Here is a 17,047-nt window from a genome sequence, read left to right as displayed (position 1 = left end):
GAGCCAGGCGCCGCCGGCGAAACCACGAAGCGGCCCGCACAACAAGGGGAGAGACGATGAGCATGGCCACGAGAACCGACACGCAGTCACCTGCGCCGCACGTTGCCGACAGCCACGATCTGATCCGCGTGCAGGGCGCCCGCGTGAACAACCTCAAGGACGTCAGCATCGAGATCCCGAAGCGCCGGCTGACGGTGTTCACCGGCGTCTCCGGCTCGGGCAAGAGCTCGCTGGTGTTCGGTACGATCGCCGCGGAGTCGCAGCGGATGATCAACGAGACCTACAGCGCCTTCGTGCAGGGCTTCATGCCGACGCTGGCCCGGCCGGACGTCGACGTGCTCGACGGACTGACCACGGCCATCCTCGTCGACCAGGAGCGGATGGGCGCCAATGTCCGCTCCACCGTCGGCACCGCCACCGACGCCAACGCGATGCTGCGGATCCTCTTCAGCCGGCTCGGTCGGCCGCACATCGGCTCGCCCCAGGCGTTCTCCTTCAACGTAGCCTCGGCCCACGGCGCCGGGGCGGTCACCGTCGAGCGTGGGTCCAGCAAAGCGGTGAGGCAGAGCTTCTCCATCACCGGAGGCATGTGTCCGCGCTGCGAGGGCATGGGCAGTGTGAGCGACATCGACCTGTCTGCGCTGTACGACGACTCGAAGTCGCTTGATGAGGGCGCGCTCACGATCCCGGGCTACTCGATGGACGGCTGGTACGGCCGCATCTTCCGCGGCTGCGGCTGGTTCGACCCGGACAAGCCGATCCGCGAGTACACCAGGAAGGAACTGCACGACCTGCTCTACAAGGAGACGACGAAGATCAAGGTCGACGGGATCAACCTGACGTACCTGGGCCTGATCCCGCAGATCCAGAAGTCCTTCCTCTCCAAGGACGTCGACGCGATGCAGCCGCACATCCGCGCCTTCGTGGAACGCGCGGTCACCTTCGCGACCTGCCCCGAGTGCGGTGGCACCCGACTCAACGAGGGCGCACGGTCGTCGCGGATCGCAGGACTCAACATCGCCGACGCCTGTGCGATGCAGATCAGCGACCTGGCCGCGTGGGTGCGCGGTCTCGACGAGCCGTCGGTGGCGCCACTGCTGGGAGCGCTCCTGCGGACCCTTGATTCGTTTGTCGAGATCGGGCTCGGCTATCTCAGCCTCGACCGACCGTCGGGCACGCTCTCGGGCGGCGAGTCGCAGCGCGTCAAGATGATCCGCCACCTCGGGTCCTCGCTCACCGACATCACCTATGTCTTCGACGAGCCGACCATCGGGCTGCACCCGCACGACATCCAGCGGATGAACGAGCTGCTGCTGAAGCTGCGCGACAAGGGCAACACCGTGCTCGTCGTGGAGCACAAGCCGGAGACCATCCAGATCGCCGACCACGTCGTCGACCTCGGCCCCGGAGCCGGCACGGCGGGCGGCACCGTCTGCTTCGAGGGCACCGTCGAGGGGCTGCGGGCCAGCGGCACCCTCACCGGCCGCCATCTCGAAGACCGTGCCACCCTCAAAGACACCGTGCGCACCCCCACCGGGAAGGTGGAGATCCGGGGCGCGAGCGCGCACAACCTGAAGGACGTCGACGTCGACATCCCGCTCGGGGTGCTTGTCGTCGTCACCGGCGTCGCCGGCTCCGGTAAGAGCTCGCTCGTGCACGGGTCGGTCCCCGGCGGCGCCGGTGTGGTGTCGATCGACCAGGGTGCGATCCGCGGATCGAGGCGGAGCAACCCGGCGACGTACACCGGACTGCTCGACCCGATCCGCAAGGCGTTCGGTCAGGCCAACGGCGTGAAGCCGGCGCTGTTCAGCTCCAACTCCGAGGGCGCCTGCCCCACCTGTAACGGTGCCGGCGTCATCTACACCGACCTGGGCGTGATGGCCGGCGTCGCCACCATCTGCGAGGTGTGCGAGGGGAAGCGATTCCAGGCATCGGTGCTGGAATACCACCTCGGAGGCCGCGACATCAGCGAGGTGCTCGCCATGTCGGTCACCGAGGCCCTGGAATTCTTCGGCGCGGGGGAGGCCCGCACGCCGGCCGCGCACGCCATCCTCGACCGGCTCGCCGACGTCGGGCTCGGCTACCTCAGCCTCGGCCAGCCGCTCCCGACGCTGTCCGGCGGCGAGCGGCAACGGCTCAAGCTGGCCACCCACCTGGCCGAAAAGGGCGGCGTCTACGTGCTCGACGAGCCGACCGCCGGCCTCCACCTCGCCGACGTCGAGCTGTTGCTCGGCCTGCTCGACCGGCTCGTCGACTCCGGCAAGTCGGTCATCGTCATCGCCCACCACCAGGCCGTCATGGCGCACGCCGACTGGATCATCGACCTCGGCCCCGGCGCCGGCCACGACGGCGGCCGGATCGTCTTCGAGGGCACGCCCGCCGACCTCGTCGCCGACCGCTCCACCCTCACCGGCGCGCACCTCGCGGCCTACGTCGGCGCCTGACCGGGCTGCGGAGGCTCGTGCGGCGGGCCGGCGCCTTCCGCACATTATGTCAAGAACATGGGACCTGCCGGGGGTTTGTCCACGGTGGATACCTGGAGCCCCGGCACGCCGCTGGTCGGTGTCGAGCCTCCGTCGCATTCGCTGTGACTGGATCACACATTCGCGAGGGCGCACACGAATTTCTGAACCGGCACATGCTGCGCAACGTCCCAATCACCACGCCCCGGGAGTCCGAACTCCTTCTCGTCATTATGTGTCCGATAATGCACATTATGTCAAGTCAAGATTTGGGTGTGCCCAATGCCCGTCCCCTCCCTGCCCTGCCTCACCCCTATTCAGCACCGAAACGCGGCTTTATTGTGACGCCACGCCACGCCAGGTCAGGCGGTGCTGAAGAGGTGGGGTTTCGTGATCGACCAGCGACCCGAGAGGAGAGCCGAGTCCTTCGAACGCCTGTTCTTCGAATACGTCGCGCACTGACGCTCTTCATCGTCCTGTTGGCCGGCCTGGTCGCCCCGGTCACCCTCAGCCGGCTTCCGATCGGAAGCACGTCGCTCCTCGTGATGATCCTCTACTATTCCGGCGAGAGCTGCCTCCGATAGCGCTGAAGCGGGTCCGGCAGCTGATCCAACTGCACGACATGATCCGCGACTCCCCCACCAGTCCGAAACGGAGACAGGCGCTGAGCCATGCGGTGGGATCGTTGATCATCCCCACGATCACGTTCTTCGCCGCGGTGCTCGCCCAGGAATACGCGGCGCGTGTCCTGGACAACCTGCTCCCGTAGTTCCTCGATCTACTCCCCCGGGGCTCATCCCGAATCCGGCGAGAAGTCGTTACTCCGGTGCGGGCGACCTGCCGCGGCGCACCATGCCGAACTCGTTGACCGGCTCAAAGGCGTCGCGGTCCCAGGCCCCGGGGTGCGGGACCGGACAGACCAGGATCGTGTTCGCCACCGAATGGTCAATCGTGTGCTCGCGCATGGAATGGCCGCAGATCGGGCACTCCTGCAGGTTCACGGCGTGCTCGGCCTCGTAGCTGCCGACGGGCGGAGAGTCGAAGATGGGGCGCAGCTTGCCTTCCACCCATTCGAAGAGGTGTGTGCGCGAACCGCTCCCCTGAGTTTTCTTGTGCTGGACCATGGCTCCACAATACGCCGATTGGACTCCCGGGCCCAGCTGTGATAAGCGCTCACGATCCTGACTCGTCGAAACCCGATTCGATGAGCCGCACCAGGGCCGTCACCGCAGCCTCCGCCTCTGCTCCGGAGGAGGATATCTCAACCGCTGCCCCGCAGTTCAACCCCAGGGACAGGATGCCGAGCAGGCTCTTGGCGTCTTTGCCGTTCACTGTCACCTCGGAATCGAAGGAGCTGGCCAGCGTGACGAATTCGGCTGCCGGCCGCGCGTGCAACCCGTCCTTGTTGCGCAGGATGACCGTGCGCGTGATCGCGGTGCCGGCGGCGGCCGGGACCGCACCCGCTTCCTCCGCGAGGGCGCGTGCGGAGTGGGCCGCCCGTACGACGGCGGGGAGGTCTCCCCCGGTTTCGGCGGCCACCGCGGCGGCAACTCCCCCTTCCACCAGCGGGGCATCGACGATGTGCACCCGGGAACGCACCTCATCGTCGAGAAAATCGCGCGCGGTCTCGGCGGTCAGGATGGCCGAGCCGAGGTCGCACAGAATCGCGACGCCCGCCCCGGAATCTGCCGCCGTGATCGCCGCGATGACCTTGGTGAAACTCGTGCCGATCCCCCCGTCATCGGTCCCGCCGGCGGGAACCAGCCTCGTCGTGGCAGCCATCTGGCGGGCGAGATCGACGAGCCCCTCGGCAATCTTCACGCTGTGCGAGACGAAGACGAGTCCCACTTTCCCGGGTGTTCCCGTCACGCTACCCCCGTGCCGCGGCGTCGGCTGCCGCCCGCAGGAGCAGCGCGGAGGATTGGGCCCCCGGGTCGCGGTGACCGGCCGAACGCTCGCCGAGGTAACTTGCCCGACCCTTCCGCGCAACGAGCGGCTCCGTGGCCACGGCTCCGGCCTCGGCCGCGGAGGCCGCTGCCAGAAGAATGGCCCTCTCGTCCGCGCCGTCCGCCGCAGCGGCGGCCGCGGCGTCCACGGCCGGGGTCCAGGCGTCGACCATGGTCTTGTCGCCCGATTCCGCCTTGCCCCGCAGCACGATTCCGTCCCGTGCCGCCGTCAACAGCGCAACCAGAGCCGCCCCGTCCAGCGTCGATGCGCCGGCGACCGCGAGGGCACCCTTGAGGAAGGCCGTCCCGTACAGGGGTCCGGCAGCCCCGCCGACCGTGGAGATGAGAGTGGTGGCGACGAGCTTGAACACGTCCCCCGGATTGGCCTCGGGCGGCAGGCCGTCCAGCTCGAGCAGAACCGCCTGGAACCCGCGGTCCATGTTCTCGCCGTGATCCCCGTCACCGATGTCGCGGTCGAGGATGATCAGCTCCAGCCGGTGCTCGGCTATGACATCCGCACCGTGCCTGATCCAGGCTTCCGCCCACCCCACGCCCAGACCCACGCGGCCTCTACCTGCCCCATCGCAGCGCTGCGGTGTGCACGGGTGCGTCCCAGAGTCCGGTCAGCTCGTCATCGAGCTTCAGCACCGTGATGGACGCCCCCTGCATTTCGAGTGATGTCGTGTAGTTGCCGACGAGCGAACGTGCGATCGTGATCCCCTTTTCGGCGAGGACCTCGGCGGCTCGTCGAAAGACAATATACAGCTCGACCTGCGGGGTTCCGCCCATCCCGTTCACCATCAGGAGCACGTTGTCGCCGTTGACGAAGGGAAGGTCTTCGAGGATGGGCTCGAGGAGGCGGTCCACGATGGCGTCTGCAGGTTCGAGCCTGATTCGTTCCCGGCCCGGTTCGCCGTGGATGCCGATGCCGATCTCGATCTCGTCATCGGCGAGGCTGAAGCTGGGCTCTCCCGCGTGCGGCACGACGCAGGGGGTCAGGGCAACGCCCATGGTGCGAACCCGGGAGATCACCTTCTCGGCGACCGCGACGACCGCGGCGAGGTTGTCTCCCCGCTCTGCGGCGGCACCCGCGATCTTTTCGACCAGGACCGTGCCGGCCACCCCTCGTCTCCCGGCGGTAAAGAGGGAGTCTTTCACGGCGACGTCGTCGTTGACGAGCACCGACCGCACCTCGATGCCTTCAGCCGCGACGAGGTCTGCCGCGGTTTCGAAATTGAGCACATCTCCGGTGTAGTTCTTGACGATATGCAGCACACCCGCTCCCCCGTCGACCGCCTTCGTCGCGTCGACGATGGGGTCCGGCGTAGGCGAGGTGAAGACCGCTCCCGGCACAGCCGCGCTCAGCATCCCCGGACCGACAAAGCCTCCATGGAGTGGTTCGTGGCCGCTGCCGCCACCGCTGACGATGCCGACTTTGCCGGCGACCGGTGCATCTGTGCGCACAATGACGTTGGGATCGTGCGACACCCGGACAAGGTCCGGGTGGGCGGCGCCGAAGCCGGCGACGGCCTCATTGACGACGTTCTTCGGATCGTTGATGAGCTTCTTCATGACCGTCCTTCGGATCTGTTGGCACCGGAGGTGCTGGGCGACGCCCTGCGCGCCGGGTTGCTTCCGCTCCGGGTTTCTTCCGCTACGGGATTCTTGCAGTCCGTGGCGCACCGCTCAACCTACGCGAGGAGCGCACGACCCGAAAGGGCCCGGAGACGCCATGCAGCCCTGCCATTACAGCCCAGCGCGGCGCGCGCTAGTCTGGGCCGCAACCTGTCAACACGAAGGGCCGGATACCCCATCCCCAGACTGAGTGTGGAAGGTTGACGTGGACAACATCGGTGTGGTTTTCCTGTCGGAGGTCGTTGGGACGGGCATCCTCGTGCTCCTCGGCTGCGGCGTTGTCGCCAACGTCGCGCTCGCGAAGAACAAGGGCTTCGGCGGGGGCTTCCTCATGGTTGCGATCGGCTGGGGCCTCGGCGTCTACGCCGGTGTGATCGTCGCCTACAACTCGGGCGCGCACCTGAACCCGGCGGTGACGCTCGGCCTCGTGGCCTCCGGCGCCACCGAGTTCGGCTCGGGCGTGCCGGTCACCTTCCTGTCGGTGCTCGTCTACATCGCCGCCGAGATGCTCGGCGCGATTTTCGGCGCCGTGGTCGTCTGGCTGGCCTACAAGCAGCACTTCGACGCCGAACCGGATGCGGGCAGCAAACTCGCCGCGTTCTCGACCGGCCCGGCGATCCGGTCCTACGGCTGGAACCTGGCCACCGAGATCATCGGCACCTTCGTGCTCGTCTTCGTCGTCATCGCCTTCGGCGGCGGACGCCAGGGCGAAGCCGGCGGCCTCGCCGCCCTCGGCGCCCTGCCGGTGGCCCTGCTCGTGATCGTGATCGGCACCTCGCTCGGCGGCCCGACCGGCTACGCCATCAACCCGGCCCGTGACCTCGGGCCGCGGATCGCGCACTTCCTGCTGCCGATCAAGGGCAAGGGCGGCTCAGACTGGGCCTACTCCTGGGTGCCGGTCGTCGGACCGGTCATCGGCGGGCTTCTAGCCGGCTGGGCATCCGTCGTGCTGCTGCCGATCCTGACCTAATCACCGCGCGGTTCAGGCCCGGCTGGCCTGTACCCACTGCGCCAGCTTGGCTGTGGCCGCGCCGGAGTCGATCGTCTCCGCGGCCACGGCCAACTTGCTGCGGAAACGGTCGAGGATCGCCGTCTGCACCTGTCCCGGGTCGTTGGCCAGGTCATACGCCACCAGTCCCGCGGCCGCGTTGAGCAGCACGATGTCGCGCACGGGTCCCTTGTCTCCGGCGAGCACGGCATGCACCACGGCCGCGTTGTGCGCGGCGTCTCCCCCGACGAGGTCGCTCATCTTCGCCCGGGTGATGCCGAGGTCGCGCGGGTCGATGTCGTGTTCGGTCACGAGCCCGCGGGAAACCTCCCAGATGTGGCTGTGGCCGGTCGTGCTCAACTCATCCAGCCCGTCGTCACCCCGGAAGACGAGAGCCGTCGCGCCGCGGGTCTGGAACACGCCGACGAACAGCGGTACCCGGTCAAGGCTCGCGACGCCCACCGCGGAGGCCTCCGGCCGCGCCGGGTTGCACAAGGGACCGAGGTAGTTGAACACCGTCGGAATGCCCAGTTCCTTGCGGGTGGCGGCCACATGGCGGAAACCGGGGTGGAAAGCGGCCGCATAGGCGAACGTGACGCCGGTGGCGCTGAGGATCTCAGCGACTTTCTCGGCCGAGAGGGTGAGGTCGATGCCCAGCTCCGCGAGGACATCCGACGAGCCCGACGCGGAACTCGCGGCCCGGTTGCCGTGTTTGATGACCGGGATGCCGGCCGCAGCACACACGATGGACGCCATGGTCGACACGTTCACGGTGCCGAACCGATCTCCCCCGGTGCCGACGATGTCCAGCCCCATCGGGTCGACGTCCAGCGGCACGGCGTGATCGAGGATCGCGTCCCGGAATCCAACGATCTCGTCGACGGTCTCCCCCTTGGCCCGCAGCGCGACCAGGAACGCCGCAATCTGGGCCGAGGACGCCTCCCCCCGCATGATCTGCTCCATGCTCCAGGCTGCGTCGGCAACGCTCAGGTCCTCCCCGCCAAGGAGGGCACTGAGGACATTCGGCCAGGATTGCGATTCGAGCATGAATTCAGCTTAATCCGCTCGCGACCGAGCCCCATCTTTTCTGGTCACGTGACACCGGACACGGGCACGCGAATCCGCACTTTCGGGCAACTGGCACGCCAGGTTGAGAAAAACCTGTGCGGATATCGGCCATAATGGAGGGGTGACGAGCACCTCGATATCCCATACGGCAAGTACGCCTGTAGTGAACAGGCCCAACAGCGTGGCAGTGGGCACCATTGTCTGGCTGGGAAGCGAAGTCATGTTCTTCGCCGGGCTGTTTGCGATCTACTTCACGCTGCGCTCCACGGCGCCGGAGTTGTGGCAGTTCGAAACGGACAAGCACAACTTCACCTTCGCGCTGGTGAACACGCTGATCCTGGTGTTCTCCTCTGTGACCTGCCAGTTCGGCGTGTTTGCCGCCGAGCGGCTGCAGTCGCGCTCGACCGGCTGGAAGCCCAGCCAGTGGGGCATGGTCGAGTGGTTCTTCCTCACCTACGCACTAGGCGCGATCTTCGTCGCCGGGCAGGTCCTGGAGTATGCAACGCTCGTCTCCGAAGGCGTGTCGCTCTCGTCGAATTCCTACGGCTCGGCGTTCTACATCACGACCGGATTCCACGGCCTGCACGTCACCGGCGGCCTGATCGCCTTCCTTCTCATCATTGGTCGCGCCTTCGCGGTCAAGCACTTCGGCCACAAAGAGGCAACCAGCGCCATCGTCGTGTCCTACTACTGGCACTTCGTCGACGTCGTCTGGATCGGCCTGTTCCTGGTCATCTACGTTCTCAAATAGGAAGCGGACATCTTCAGCATGCCTGAGACCAAGACAAGCAAGCCCCGCACCGGCCGGAAGGCCGGCCGACGCCATCCGCTGGCCAGCGTCGCGCTCATCGCCATCGGCCTGATGTTCACCGGCGGCGCGTACGCCATGTTCAGTACCAGCACGGCACGCGCCGAGTCGGACCTGTCCTCCCAGCAGACGATCGACGAAGGCGAGAAGCTTTTCGCCGCGAACTGCGCGACCTGCCACGGCCTGAGCGCCCAGGGCAGCGGCACCGGCCCGAGCCTCATCGGTGTCGGCGCCGCTTCGGTCGACTTCCAGGTCGGCACCGGGCGTATGCCGATGCAGATGAACGGCCCGCAGGCACGGAAGAAGCCGGTGCAGTTCACCGCAGAGCAGACCAGGGCCCTCGTCGCCTATGTCGCCTCCCTTGCTCCCGGACCGGGCCTTCCGGATGCCTCGCTGCTCGACGCCCAGGGTGACGCCGCCGCCGGCGGGGAACTCTTCCGCGTCAACTGCGCCATGTGCCACAACGTGGCCGGCGCCGGCGGAGCCCTCACCGAGGGCAAGTTCGCACCAGCCCTGACCGGTGTCACCGAGGCCCACATCTTCGAGGCCATGGTCACCGGACCACAGAACATGCCGGTGTTCAATGACGTCAACATCACGCCAGAGGGCAAGCGCGACATCATCACCTACCTCAAGTACCTCGAGAACAACCCGTCCCCCGGCGGTTTCGCGCTTGGCTCGCTCGGCCCGGTTTCAGAGGGACTCTTCCTCTGGATCTTCGGGCTGGGAGCCGTCGTCGCGACAACCGTATGGATCACCGCGAAGTCGAACTGACCGGCATCCGGACATGACACACGCTAAGAAGGAGAACAATGGCCAAGGACGATAACGGCGGGAAGGAACTGGCCGCCGCCGACTCGTCGCACGGCGGTCCGGACGTGCCCGTCGGCACAGCCGTGGTCACCCGGGATGCCATTGCGAACCCCGGATTCCCGCCCCACGATTTGCGGGTGACCGACGTCGACCCGAAGGCCGAGCGCCGTGCCGAACGCACGGTCTACACGCTCTTCTACGTGTCGGTCGTCGGCAGTGTTTTCGCGATCGCCGCGTACATGGCCTTCCCGATCAACCCCGAAGATCCCGGTTCGGTGCGCGAGAACAACCTGTTCATCGGCCTGGGGCTCTCGCTGGCCCTGCTCGCCCTCGGCATCGGCATCGTCCACTGGGGCAAGGCCCTCATGTCCAACCACGAGGTCATCGACGAGCGCCACCCGGTGCGCGGCTCGGAAGAAACCCGGGCTCGCGCGGTGGAGATCTTCGAGATCGCCAACGAAGAGTCCGGCTTCGGCCGTCGTACCCTCATCCGCAACAGCCTGTTCGCTGCACTGATCGCGTTTCCGCTCCCGGCCGTCGTTCTCTTCCGTGGCCTCGGCCCGGATACCGACCCCATCGAGCTGCTCAGCCAGACGATGTGGAAGAAGGGGACGCGGCTTGCCATGGACCCGAGCGGCACCCCGATCAGGGCCGTCGACGTCACCCTCGGGTCGGCGTTCCACGTCATCCCCGAGGGCCTCCAGGACCTCGAATACGGCAAGCTCGAGGAGAAGGCGAAGGCCGCGGTTCTGCTCATGCGCCTGAAGCCGGAAGACCTCAACGAGCTGCCGGAGCGCAAGGACTGGTCCTACGACGGCATCGTCGCCTACTCCAAGATCTGCACCCACGTCGGCTGCCCCGTCGCTCTGTACGAACAGCAGACCCACCACCTCCTCTGCCCGTGCCACCAGTCGCAGTTCGACGTCAGCAACCATTGCGAGGTCATCTTCGGACCGGCCAAACGGCCCCTCCCGCAGTTGCCCATCGCCGTTGACGCCGAGGGCTACCTCATCGCGCAGAGCGACTTCACTGAGCCCGTCGGGCCGAGCTTCTGGGAGCGATCGTGACTACGACTGAATCATCCGCGGCACCATCCACCGCGCTGGCCGCAACGAAGAAGTCCGGCGGCCTGACCGCCGCCGCGTCGAACTACATCGATGAGCGCACCAGCATCTCCGGCGCGGTCAAGGCACTCGGCCGCAAGGTCTTCCCGGACCACTGGTCATTCATGCTGGGCGAGGTGGCCCTGTACAGCTTCGTCGTCATCCTGCTGTCCGGTTCCTTCCTGACGTTCTTCTTCCAGGCTTCGATGTCGGAGGTGCACTACGACGGCTCGTTCGTGCCGTTGAAGGGCATCGAGATGTCGGCCGCCATGGCATCCACCCTGGACATCTCCTTCGATGTCCGCGGCGGACTGCTGATGCGTCAGGTCCACCACTGGGCCGCCCTGTTGTTCGTTGCCGCCATCGGACTGCACATGCTCCGCGTCTACTTCACCGGCGCATTCCGGAAGCCGCGCGAGCTGAACTGGGTCATCGGCTTCATCCTGTTCATCCTGGCGATGGCCGAAGGATTCACCGGCTATTCCCTTCCTGACGACCTGCTCTCCGGCAACGGACTTCGCATCATCGACGGAATGGTCAAGGGAATCCCGCTGGTCGGGACGTGGATCACCTTCCTGCTCTTCGGCGGCGAGTTCCCCGGCACCGATATCGTGGGTCGCCTCTACTCGCTGCACATCCTGCTGCTTCCGGCGATCATCGTCGCGCTCATCGCGATGCACCTCGTCTTCGTCGTCGTGCACAAGCACACCCAGTACCCGGGCGCCGGACGCACGAACCAGAACGTGGCCGGAGCCCCGATTCTGCCGCTGTTCGCAGCCAAGGGCGGTGGGTTCTTCTTCCTGGTCTTCGGTGTAATCATGCTGATGGCAACGTTCTTCACGATCAACCCGATCTGGAACTACGGGCCGTACGACCCCTCGCCGGTTTCCGCCGGCACCCAGCCCGACTGGTACATCGGCTTCGCCGATGGCGCGCTGCGGCTGGTCCCGCCGGGACTGGAGTTCGTGGGGCTCGGGGGCACCTGGTCGTTCAACATCCTGATTCCGCTGGTCGGACTCGGTTTGTTCATCGTCCTCGTGATGATCTACCCCTTCATCGAGGCCTGGATCACGGGCGACAAGCGCGAGCACCACATCCTGGACCGCCCGCGCAACGCCCCGACCCGCACCGCCATCGGTGCGGCCGGCGTCACGTTCTATGCAGCCCTCTGGGCCGCTGCAAGCTCCGACATCATCGCGACGCACTTCCAGGTGACGATGGAGGGTGTCATCCACACCATGCAGGCGCTCACGATCCTCGGCCCGTTCGCGGCGTACTTCATTGCCAAGCGCACCTGCCTGGCCCTGCAGAAGAAGGACCGCGAGATCGTGCTGCACGGGTACGAGTCCGGGCGCATCGTCCGACTTCCGGGCGGTGAGTACATCGAGGTGCACCAGCCCGTCGACGAGTACGAGCGCTGGAAGCTGGTGGACTACTCCGATTACAAGCCGCTCATGATTCGCCCCGATGACCGGGGCAGGATCACGGTCGGCCAGAGAATGCGCGCCGGGCTCTCCCGCTGGTTCTTCGAAGACCGCATCTCGCCGGTGAGCACCACCGAAATCGAGCAGGCGCACGGCGATCACCACTAGGGAACCGCAACCAGAACGGGCATCGATGTCCCTCCAGACCCTGGCGGAGTGGCTTCGGTGCCCGAACTGTATCCAGCCCCTGTCCCCCGGCGGCCCGCTCGTTCTGGTCTGTCCGGCCGGGCATTCCTTCGACGTCAACAAGCGCGGTTTCCTCTCCGCCCTCGGCGGTTCCCGGGGGCTGATCGGCGACAGCGCCGCCATGCTCGATGCCAGGGACGCCTTCCTGAACGCCGGCTGGTTCGAACCCCTCCGCAATGCCCTTGCGGTCCTGGTCTCCGCCGAGGCCCCCTCTCGCGTGCTCGATATCGGCTGCGGAACGGGCTATTACCTCCGTGGCGTGCTGGCTTCCTGCCCCGACGCGCGCGCCCTGGGCGTGGACCTCTCCCCCGCCGCCGTGGCACGCACCGCACGGGACGACGACCGCGTCGACGGCCTGGTCGCCGATGTCTGGTCCCCCTTGCCGGTACGGGATGGGGCGGCGGACGTCATCCTCACGGTGTTCGCGCCGCGGAACCCCGTCGAGTTCCACCGGGTGCTCAGGCCGCGGGGCCTGCTGGCCGTTGTCATCCCCCAGGCTGACCATCTCCGGGAACTCCGGGAGGCCGGCCTCACCCTCGACGTGCAGGCAGACAAGGCGGAGCAGCTCCGGGCAAGCCTGGCGCCCTGGTTCGAACTCGAGTCCAGGGAGGCCCTCTCCCGCACGCTCAACCTGTCCACGACAGACGTCCATGCCCTGATCGGGATGGGGCCATCCGCGCATCACAGGGACGCGCACCAGAGGGACACGGAGCCGGCCGAGGACGCTGACGACGTGCCGTGGCCGGTGACGACCGCCTTCGAGGTACTCGGATTCCGCCGCCGAACGAACTGACCGCGTACGACCCCGGCGGGACACATCCGCAGGCCAGGGTCCTACGCCCAAAGAGAATGCCGCCTACGCGTCAAGACGCGTAGGCGGCATTCCGATTGCTGGTCTACCGAGCGAACAGGCCGCGGTAGTACTCGTAGACCCAGCCGACCAGGCTGATGAGGCCGATTGCCAGGGCAATGAAGGAAATCCAGAACCCCACGGCCAGGCCCAGGAACAGTAACGCGGTGCTGGCAGCGAGCATGATCGGCCACCAGCTCCACGGGCTGAAGAAGCCCGCCTCGGGGTCGCCGTCGTCGACGTTGGCGTCGAGGCGGTCCTCCGGCAGGTCGCCGCCCTGGGCGCCGCGCACGCGGCTCAGGTAGAAGCCGATGAGCAGGGACAGGAGGGAGCAGAGCCCCAGCGCGAAGGTGCCGGCCCACTCGATCCGGCCCTGGCTCGTGTCGAGGAGACCCCACACGGTGTACACGACAGTCACGATGGCGAAGAACGCCGTCAGGATCCAGAAGAGATTGACGTTCGCTCTCATTTACTTGACCGTTTCTGACGATGCGTCGTAGGTAGGGGCATCCGGAGCATCTTTGCCTGGGCCGATGCCGACCGGAATCCCCGCCTCCGGGTGGTTCAGGTCGAACGCGGGACGTTCGGACCGGATCCGCGGAATGGAGGTGAAGTTGTGCCGGGGCGGCGGGCAGGATGTCGCCCACTCGAGCGATGCCCCGTACCCCCACGGGTCGTTGACGGTGACCTTGGCCGCATTGCGGGTGGTCAGGTACACGTTGAGGAAGAACGGGATCATGGACAGGGCAAGGATCATCGACCCGACGGTGGAGAGCTGGTTCATCCAGGTGAAGCCATCGTCGGGCGAGTAGGTGGCGTAGCGCCTGGGCATTCCGACGACACCGAGCCAGTGCTGCACGAGGAAGGTGGTGTGGAAGCCGATGAACAGCAACCAGAAGTGCCAGCGGCCGAGACGCTCGTTGAGCATCTTGCCGGTCCACTTCGGCCACCAGAAGTAGAAGCCGCTGAACATGGCGAAGACGACGGTGCCGAAGACGACGTAGTGGAAGTGAGCCACCACGAAGTAGGTGTCGGAAACGTGGAAGTCGAGCGGCGGCGATGCGAGGATGACGCCGGTCAGCCCACCGAACGTGAACGTGATCAGGAAGCCGAGGGCCCAGAGCATGGGCGCCTCAAAGGTGAGCGACCCCCGCCACATGGTGCCGATCCAGTTGAAGATCTTCACGCCCGTCGGCACCGCGATGAGCATGGTCATCAGGGAGAAGAACGGCAGCAGCACCGAGCCGGTGACGTACATGTGGTGGGCCCAGACGGCAACGGAGAGGGCCGCGATGGAGACGGTCGCGTAGATCAGTGTCTTGTAGCCGAAGATCGGCTTGCGGCTGAAGACCGGGAACACCTCGGACACGATGCCGAAGAACGGCAGGGCGATGATGTAGACCTCGGGGTGCCCGAAGAACCAGAACAGGTGCTGCCACAGGATGGCGCCGCCGTTTGCCGGGTCGTAGATGTGGGCGCCGAAGATGCGGTCGGCGGCGGCTGCGAGCATCGCCGCGGCCAGCACGGGGAACGCCATCAGGATCAGGATCGAGGTGACCAGGGTGTTCCAGGTGAAGATGGGCATCCGGAACATGGTCATGCCCGGCGCGCGCATCGTGATGATCGTCGTGATGAAGTTCACGCCACCGAGGATCGTCCCGAAGCCGGACAGGCCCAGGCCCACCATCCACAGGTTTCCACCGACGCCCGGCGAGAAGGTGGTGCTCGCCAGGGGCTGGTAGGCGAACCAGCCGAAGGATGCGGCGCCCTGCGGTGTCAGGAACCCGGCGACGGCGATCAGGCTGCCGAAGTTGAAGAACCAGAACGACAGTGCGTTCAGCCGCGGGAACGCCACGTCAGGGGCGCCGATCTGCAGCGGCATCAGCGCGTTTGCGAAGCCGAAGAAGAGCGGAGTCGCGAACATGAGGAGCATGATCGTGCCGTGCATCGTGAACAGCTGGTTGTACTGTTCCTTCGTTGCGACGATCTCCAGTCCGGGCTCGAAGAGCTGGGCGCGCATGATGAGCGCCATCACCCCGCCGATGCAGAAGTAGACGAACGAGGTGATCAGGTACATGTACCCGATGACCTTGTGGTCAGTCGAGGTCATCCACTTGACGAGGATGTTTCCCTTGCGGTTGGCCGAGGGCGACAGGGGCGTCGTGCGCCGCGGGGCGGGTGCGGTCGTGGTGCTCATGGCCTAATCCTCCTGCGCCTTCGGGGCGTTGGTGCCCGGAAGATTCTGGTTGCGGTTGTAGTCGATGTCGAGCTGACCCTCATTACCGGCCGCCCGGAGGGACTCAATATACGCGTCGTAGTCATCCTGCGAAACGACCTCGACGTTGAAGAGCATGAGGGAGTGGTACTCGCCGCAGAGCTCCGCGCACTTGCCCTGGTAGGTGCCGATCCGTTCCGGAATGACCGACATGTAGTTGGTCTTGCCGGGGATCATGTCTTTCTTGTACAGGAAGTCGATGACCCAGAAGGAGTGGATGACATCGCGGGCGTCGAGTGCGAACTCGATCTTCTTGCCGACCGGGAGAACCAGCGTGGGTATCTCGGTCTCCACGAGGGAACCGGGGTCGCCGGCCGGGTCGGGCTGGCCCTGGACGCCCGCCGTGTAGACGTCCTCGTTGACGTAGTTGAAGTCCCAGGCCCACTGCTTGGCAATGGCCCCGATCTTCACGTCCGGCTCATCGAAGCGGGCTTCGATGGCGGTCTGGTCGCGAGCCGTGAAGGCGAAGAAGCCGATCACGAGGATCAACGGCACGACCGTGTAGAAGATCTCGATCGGCATGTTGTAGCGAAGCTGCACCGGAAGCCCGGTCTGCCCCTTGCGCCGTCGGTAGACCACGACAGCCCAGAGCGTGAGGCCCCAGGTGATCAGCCCGACGACGAGGAGGACGATCCAGGACGTTGTCCAGAGCCCGCCGATGCGGCCGGTCTGGTTCGTGACGTTTGGTTGCCCCTCCTCAAAACCAGGCATGAAGCCGTTGAGCTGGGCAGTTGTGCACCCGGCGAGAACCATAGATAACGTCGCTGCGACCGGAATTGCAGCCCATCGGAGACGGCGATTATTGCGCACCGGGCACCTTTCGGGAGACTCGAGGGCACTTCTCAGGAAGTGCTTTGACCGATTCCTAGCCTACTCCGAGACACGCCGACCAGAGTGCACGAACGCGGCCTCGTCGGCCAAAAAAGCCCATACCGAGGACAATAAGGTGCCCATCGATGCCTCGGGAAGACACACCGAGGTGCCCGTAAACGCCGCGGGGAGACCATCCAGACGGATGATCTCCCAGCAAAGCATGCACAGAGCGACCTAGCTGAAGGAATCTCCACAGGCGCAGCTGCCGCCGGCGTTGGGGTTGTCGATGGTGAAACCCTGCTTCTGGATCGTGTCCTCGAAGTCGATCGACGCTCCGACCAGGTAAGGGACGCTCATCTTGTCCACGATGACCTCGACGCCGTCGAAGTCCCGGACGGCGTCGCCGTCGAGCATCCGCTCGTCGAAGTACAACTGGTAGATCAGGCCAGAGCAGCCGCCGGGCTGGACGGCGACCCGCAGGCGCAGATCCTCCCGGCCTTCCTGGGCGAGCAGGCTGCGTACCTTCTGGGCGGCGACGTCGGTGAGGCCAACGCCATGGGCCTCGGTTCTGGTGGCGATGGTGTCGGTCATGATGCTCCTCGGTGTTCGCCTGGGC

General features: G+C 66.1%; 17 protein-coding genes. 8 read left to right on the top strand and 9 right to left on the bottom strand.

What is annotated here, in order from left to right; all coding sequences use genetic code 11:
• Positions 1 to 56: 56 nt before the first annotated feature.
• The gene (locus E3T33_RS01865; protein ID WP_134574616.1) at positions 57 to 2,444 is read left to right on the top strand and encodes an excinuclease ABC subunit UvrA; all 2,388 of its coding nucleotides are present in this window, start codon (positions 57 to 59) and stop codon (positions 2,442 to 2,444) included.
• Between the two features lie 640 nt (positions 2,445 to 3,084).
• On the top strand, positions 3,085 to 3,231 hold the full coding sequence (locus tag E3T33_RS15120) for a hypothetical protein (protein WP_166784365.1): 147 nt from the start codon (positions 3,085 to 3,087) through the stop codon (positions 3,229 to 3,231).
• A gap of 49 nt (positions 3,232 to 3,280) precedes the next feature.
• Here the strand turns inward: E3T33_RS15120 and E3T33_RS01860 are convergent, their stop codons facing one another.
• From E3T33_RS01860 to dhaK, 4 genes are read right to left on the bottom strand one after another with little or no spacing between them, the layout of a single operon-like run.
• The gene (locus tag E3T33_RS01860) at positions 3,281 to 3,586 is read right to left on the bottom strand and encodes a hypothetical protein (protein ID WP_092321866.1); all 306 of its coding nucleotides are present in this window, start codon (positions 3,584 to 3,586) and stop codon (positions 3,281 to 3,283) included.
• Positions 3,587 to 3,635: 49 nt separating this feature from the next.
• Positions 3,636 to 4,331: a dihydroxyacetone kinase phosphoryl donor subunit DhaM gene (gene dhaM, locus E3T33_RS01855; protein WP_241982791.1), complete on the bottom strand. Its 696-nt coding sequence runs from the start codon at positions 4,329 to 4,331 to the stop codon at positions 3,636 to 3,638.
• A gap of 1 nt (position 4,332) precedes the next feature.
• On the bottom strand, positions 4,333 to 4,971 hold the full coding sequence (gene dhaL / locus E3T33_RS01850) for a dihydroxyacetone kinase subunit DhaL (RefSeq protein ID WP_134574615.1): 639 nt from the start codon (positions 4,969 to 4,971) through the stop codon (positions 4,333 to 4,335).
• Between the two features lie 7 nt (positions 4,972 to 4,978).
• Entirely contained in the window at positions 4,979 to 5,980 is a 1,002-nt protein-coding gene (dhaK, locus tag E3T33_RS01845; RefSeq protein ID WP_134574614.1) for a dihydroxyacetone kinase subunit DhaK, read from the bottom strand.
• A 268-nt stretch (positions 5,981 to 6,248) separates the two neighbouring features.
• Between dhaK and E3T33_RS01840 the strand changes: the two genes are divergently transcribed.
• The gene (locus E3T33_RS01840) at positions 6,249 to 7,013 is read left to right on the top strand and encodes an MIP/aquaporin family protein (protein ID WP_134574613.1); all 765 of its coding nucleotides are present in this window, start codon (positions 6,249 to 6,251) and stop codon (positions 7,011 to 7,013) included.
• A 12-nt stretch (positions 7,014 to 7,025) separates the two neighbouring features.
• Here E3T33_RS01840 and trpD read toward each other — a convergent pair whose 3' ends face one another.
• Positions 7,026 to 8,078, bottom strand: coding sequence for an anthranilate phosphoribosyltransferase (gene trpD, locus E3T33_RS01835; RefSeq protein WP_134574612.1), 1,053 nt, complete (start codon positions 8,076 to 8,078; stop codon positions 7,026 to 7,028).
• A gap of 157 nt (positions 8,079 to 8,235) precedes the next feature.
• On the opposite strand from trpD, the gene E3T33_RS01830 reads away from it, so the two are divergent.
• Genes E3T33_RS01830 through E3T33_RS01810 form a run of 5 tightly spaced genes read left to right on the top strand, consistent with a single transcriptional unit; the run spans position 8,236 to position 13,286 of the window.
• Positions 8,236 to 8,850, top strand: coding sequence for a heme-copper oxidase subunit III (locus E3T33_RS01830; protein ID WP_241977067.1), 615 nt, complete (start codon positions 8,236 to 8,238; stop codon positions 8,848 to 8,850).
• Positions 8,851 to 8,868: 18 nt separating this feature from the next.
• Complete coding sequence (locus E3T33_RS01825) at positions 8,869 to 9,681, top strand: cytochrome c (RefSeq protein WP_134574611.1); 813 nt, start codon at positions 8,869 to 8,871, stop codon at positions 9,679 to 9,681.
• A 38-nt stretch (positions 9,682 to 9,719) separates the two neighbouring features.
• Positions 9,720 to 10,787 (top strand): Rieske 2Fe-2S domain-containing protein, encoded by a 1,068-nt coding sequence (locus tag E3T33_RS01820; RefSeq protein ID WP_092321855.1) that lies wholly within the window; start codon positions 9,720 to 9,722, stop codon positions 10,785 to 10,787.
• Between the two features lie 35 nt (positions 10,788 to 10,822).
• A complete protein-coding gene (locus tag E3T33_RS01815) occupies positions 10,823 to 12,415 on the top strand; it encodes a cytochrome bc complex cytochrome b subunit (protein ID WP_241982792.1) in 1,593 nt (530 codons plus the stop codon).
• Positions 12,416 to 12,440: 25 nt separating this feature from the next.
• Positions 12,441 to 13,286: a methyltransferase domain-containing protein gene (locus tag E3T33_RS01810; protein WP_134574609.1), complete on the top strand. Its 846-nt coding sequence runs from the start codon at positions 12,441 to 12,443 to the stop codon at positions 13,284 to 13,286.
• Between the two features lie 103 nt (positions 13,287 to 13,389).
• Here the strand turns inward: E3T33_RS01810 and E3T33_RS01805 are convergent, their stop codons facing one another.
• The 4 genes from E3T33_RS01805 to erpA form a co-directional block, all read right to left on the bottom strand.
• Entirely contained in the window at positions 13,390 to 13,812 is a 423-nt protein-coding gene (locus E3T33_RS01805) for a cytochrome c oxidase subunit 4 (RefSeq protein ID WP_134574608.1), read from the bottom strand.
• Positions 13,813 to 15,540 (bottom strand): cytochrome c oxidase subunit I, encoded by a 1,728-nt coding sequence (gene ctaD, locus E3T33_RS01800; protein WP_092321849.1) that lies wholly within the window; start codon positions 15,538 to 15,540, stop codon positions 13,813 to 13,815. It abuts the gene before it with no gap.
• 3 nt (positions 15,541 to 15,543) lie between these two features.
• The gene (gene coxB / locus E3T33_RS01795) at positions 15,544 to 16,428 is read right to left on the bottom strand and encodes a cytochrome c oxidase subunit II (RefSeq protein WP_092321848.1); all 885 of its coding nucleotides are present in this window, start codon (positions 16,426 to 16,428) and stop codon (positions 15,544 to 15,546) included.
• A 237-nt stretch (positions 16,429 to 16,665) separates the two neighbouring features.
• Positions 16,666 to 17,022, bottom strand: coding sequence for an iron-sulfur cluster insertion protein ErpA (gene erpA / locus E3T33_RS01790; RefSeq protein WP_134574607.1), 357 nt, complete (start codon positions 17,020 to 17,022; stop codon positions 16,666 to 16,668).
• Positions 17,023 to 17,047: the final 25 nt, after the last annotated feature.

Origin of the sequence: Cryobacterium sp. TMT1-2-1 (assembly GCF_004403955.1) — a bacterium.
GTDB classification, from domain to species: Bacteria; Actinomycetota; Actinomycetes; order Actinomycetales; family Microbacteriaceae; genus Cryobacterium; species Cryobacterium psychrotolerans.
Note: the sequence above shows the minus strand (reverse complement) of the source record. Positions and strands in the feature narration are given on the sequence as shown.

Coding starts and splice junctions, on each gene's coding strand:
- E3T33_RS01805 (WP_134574608.1), bottom strand. CDS start 13,812: ATGAGAGCGAACGTCAATCTCTTCTGGATCCTGACGGCGTTCTTCGCC.
- E3T33_RS01820 (WP_092321855.1), top strand. CDS start 9,720: ATGGCCAAGGACGATAACGGCGGGAAGGAACTGGCCGCCGCCGACTCG.
- trpD (WP_134574612.1), bottom strand. CDS start 8,078: ATGCTCGAATCGCAATCCTGGCCGAATGTCCTCAGTGCCCTCCTTGGC.
- E3T33_RS01810 (WP_134574609.1), top strand. CDS start 12,441: ATGTCCCTCCAGACCCTGGCGGAGTGGCTTCGGTGCCCGAACTGTATC.
- E3T33_RS01825 (WP_134574611.1), top strand. CDS start 8,869: ATGCCTGAGACCAAGACAAGCAAGCCCCGCACCGGCCGGAAGGCCGGC.
- ctaD (WP_092321849.1), bottom strand. CDS start 15,540: ATGAGCACCACGACCGCACCCGCCCCGCGGCGCACGACGCCCCTGTCG.
- E3T33_RS01865 (WP_134574616.1), top strand. CDS start 57: ATGAGCATGGCCACGAGAACCGACACGCAGTCACCTGCGCCGCACGTT.
- E3T33_RS01860 (WP_092321866.1), bottom strand. CDS start 3,586: ATGGTCCAGCACAAGAAAACTCAGGGGAGCGGTTCGCGCACACACCTC.
- dhaK (WP_134574614.1), bottom strand. CDS start 5,980: ATGAAGAAGCTCATCAACGATCCGAAGAACGTCGTCAATGAGGCCGTC.
- E3T33_RS15120 (WP_166784365.1), top strand. CDS start 3,085: ATGATCCGCGACTCCCCCACCAGTCCGAAACGGAGACAGGCGCTGAGC.
- erpA (WP_134574607.1), bottom strand. CDS start 17,022: ATGACCGACACCATCGCCACCAGAACCGAGGCCCATGGCGTTGGCCTC.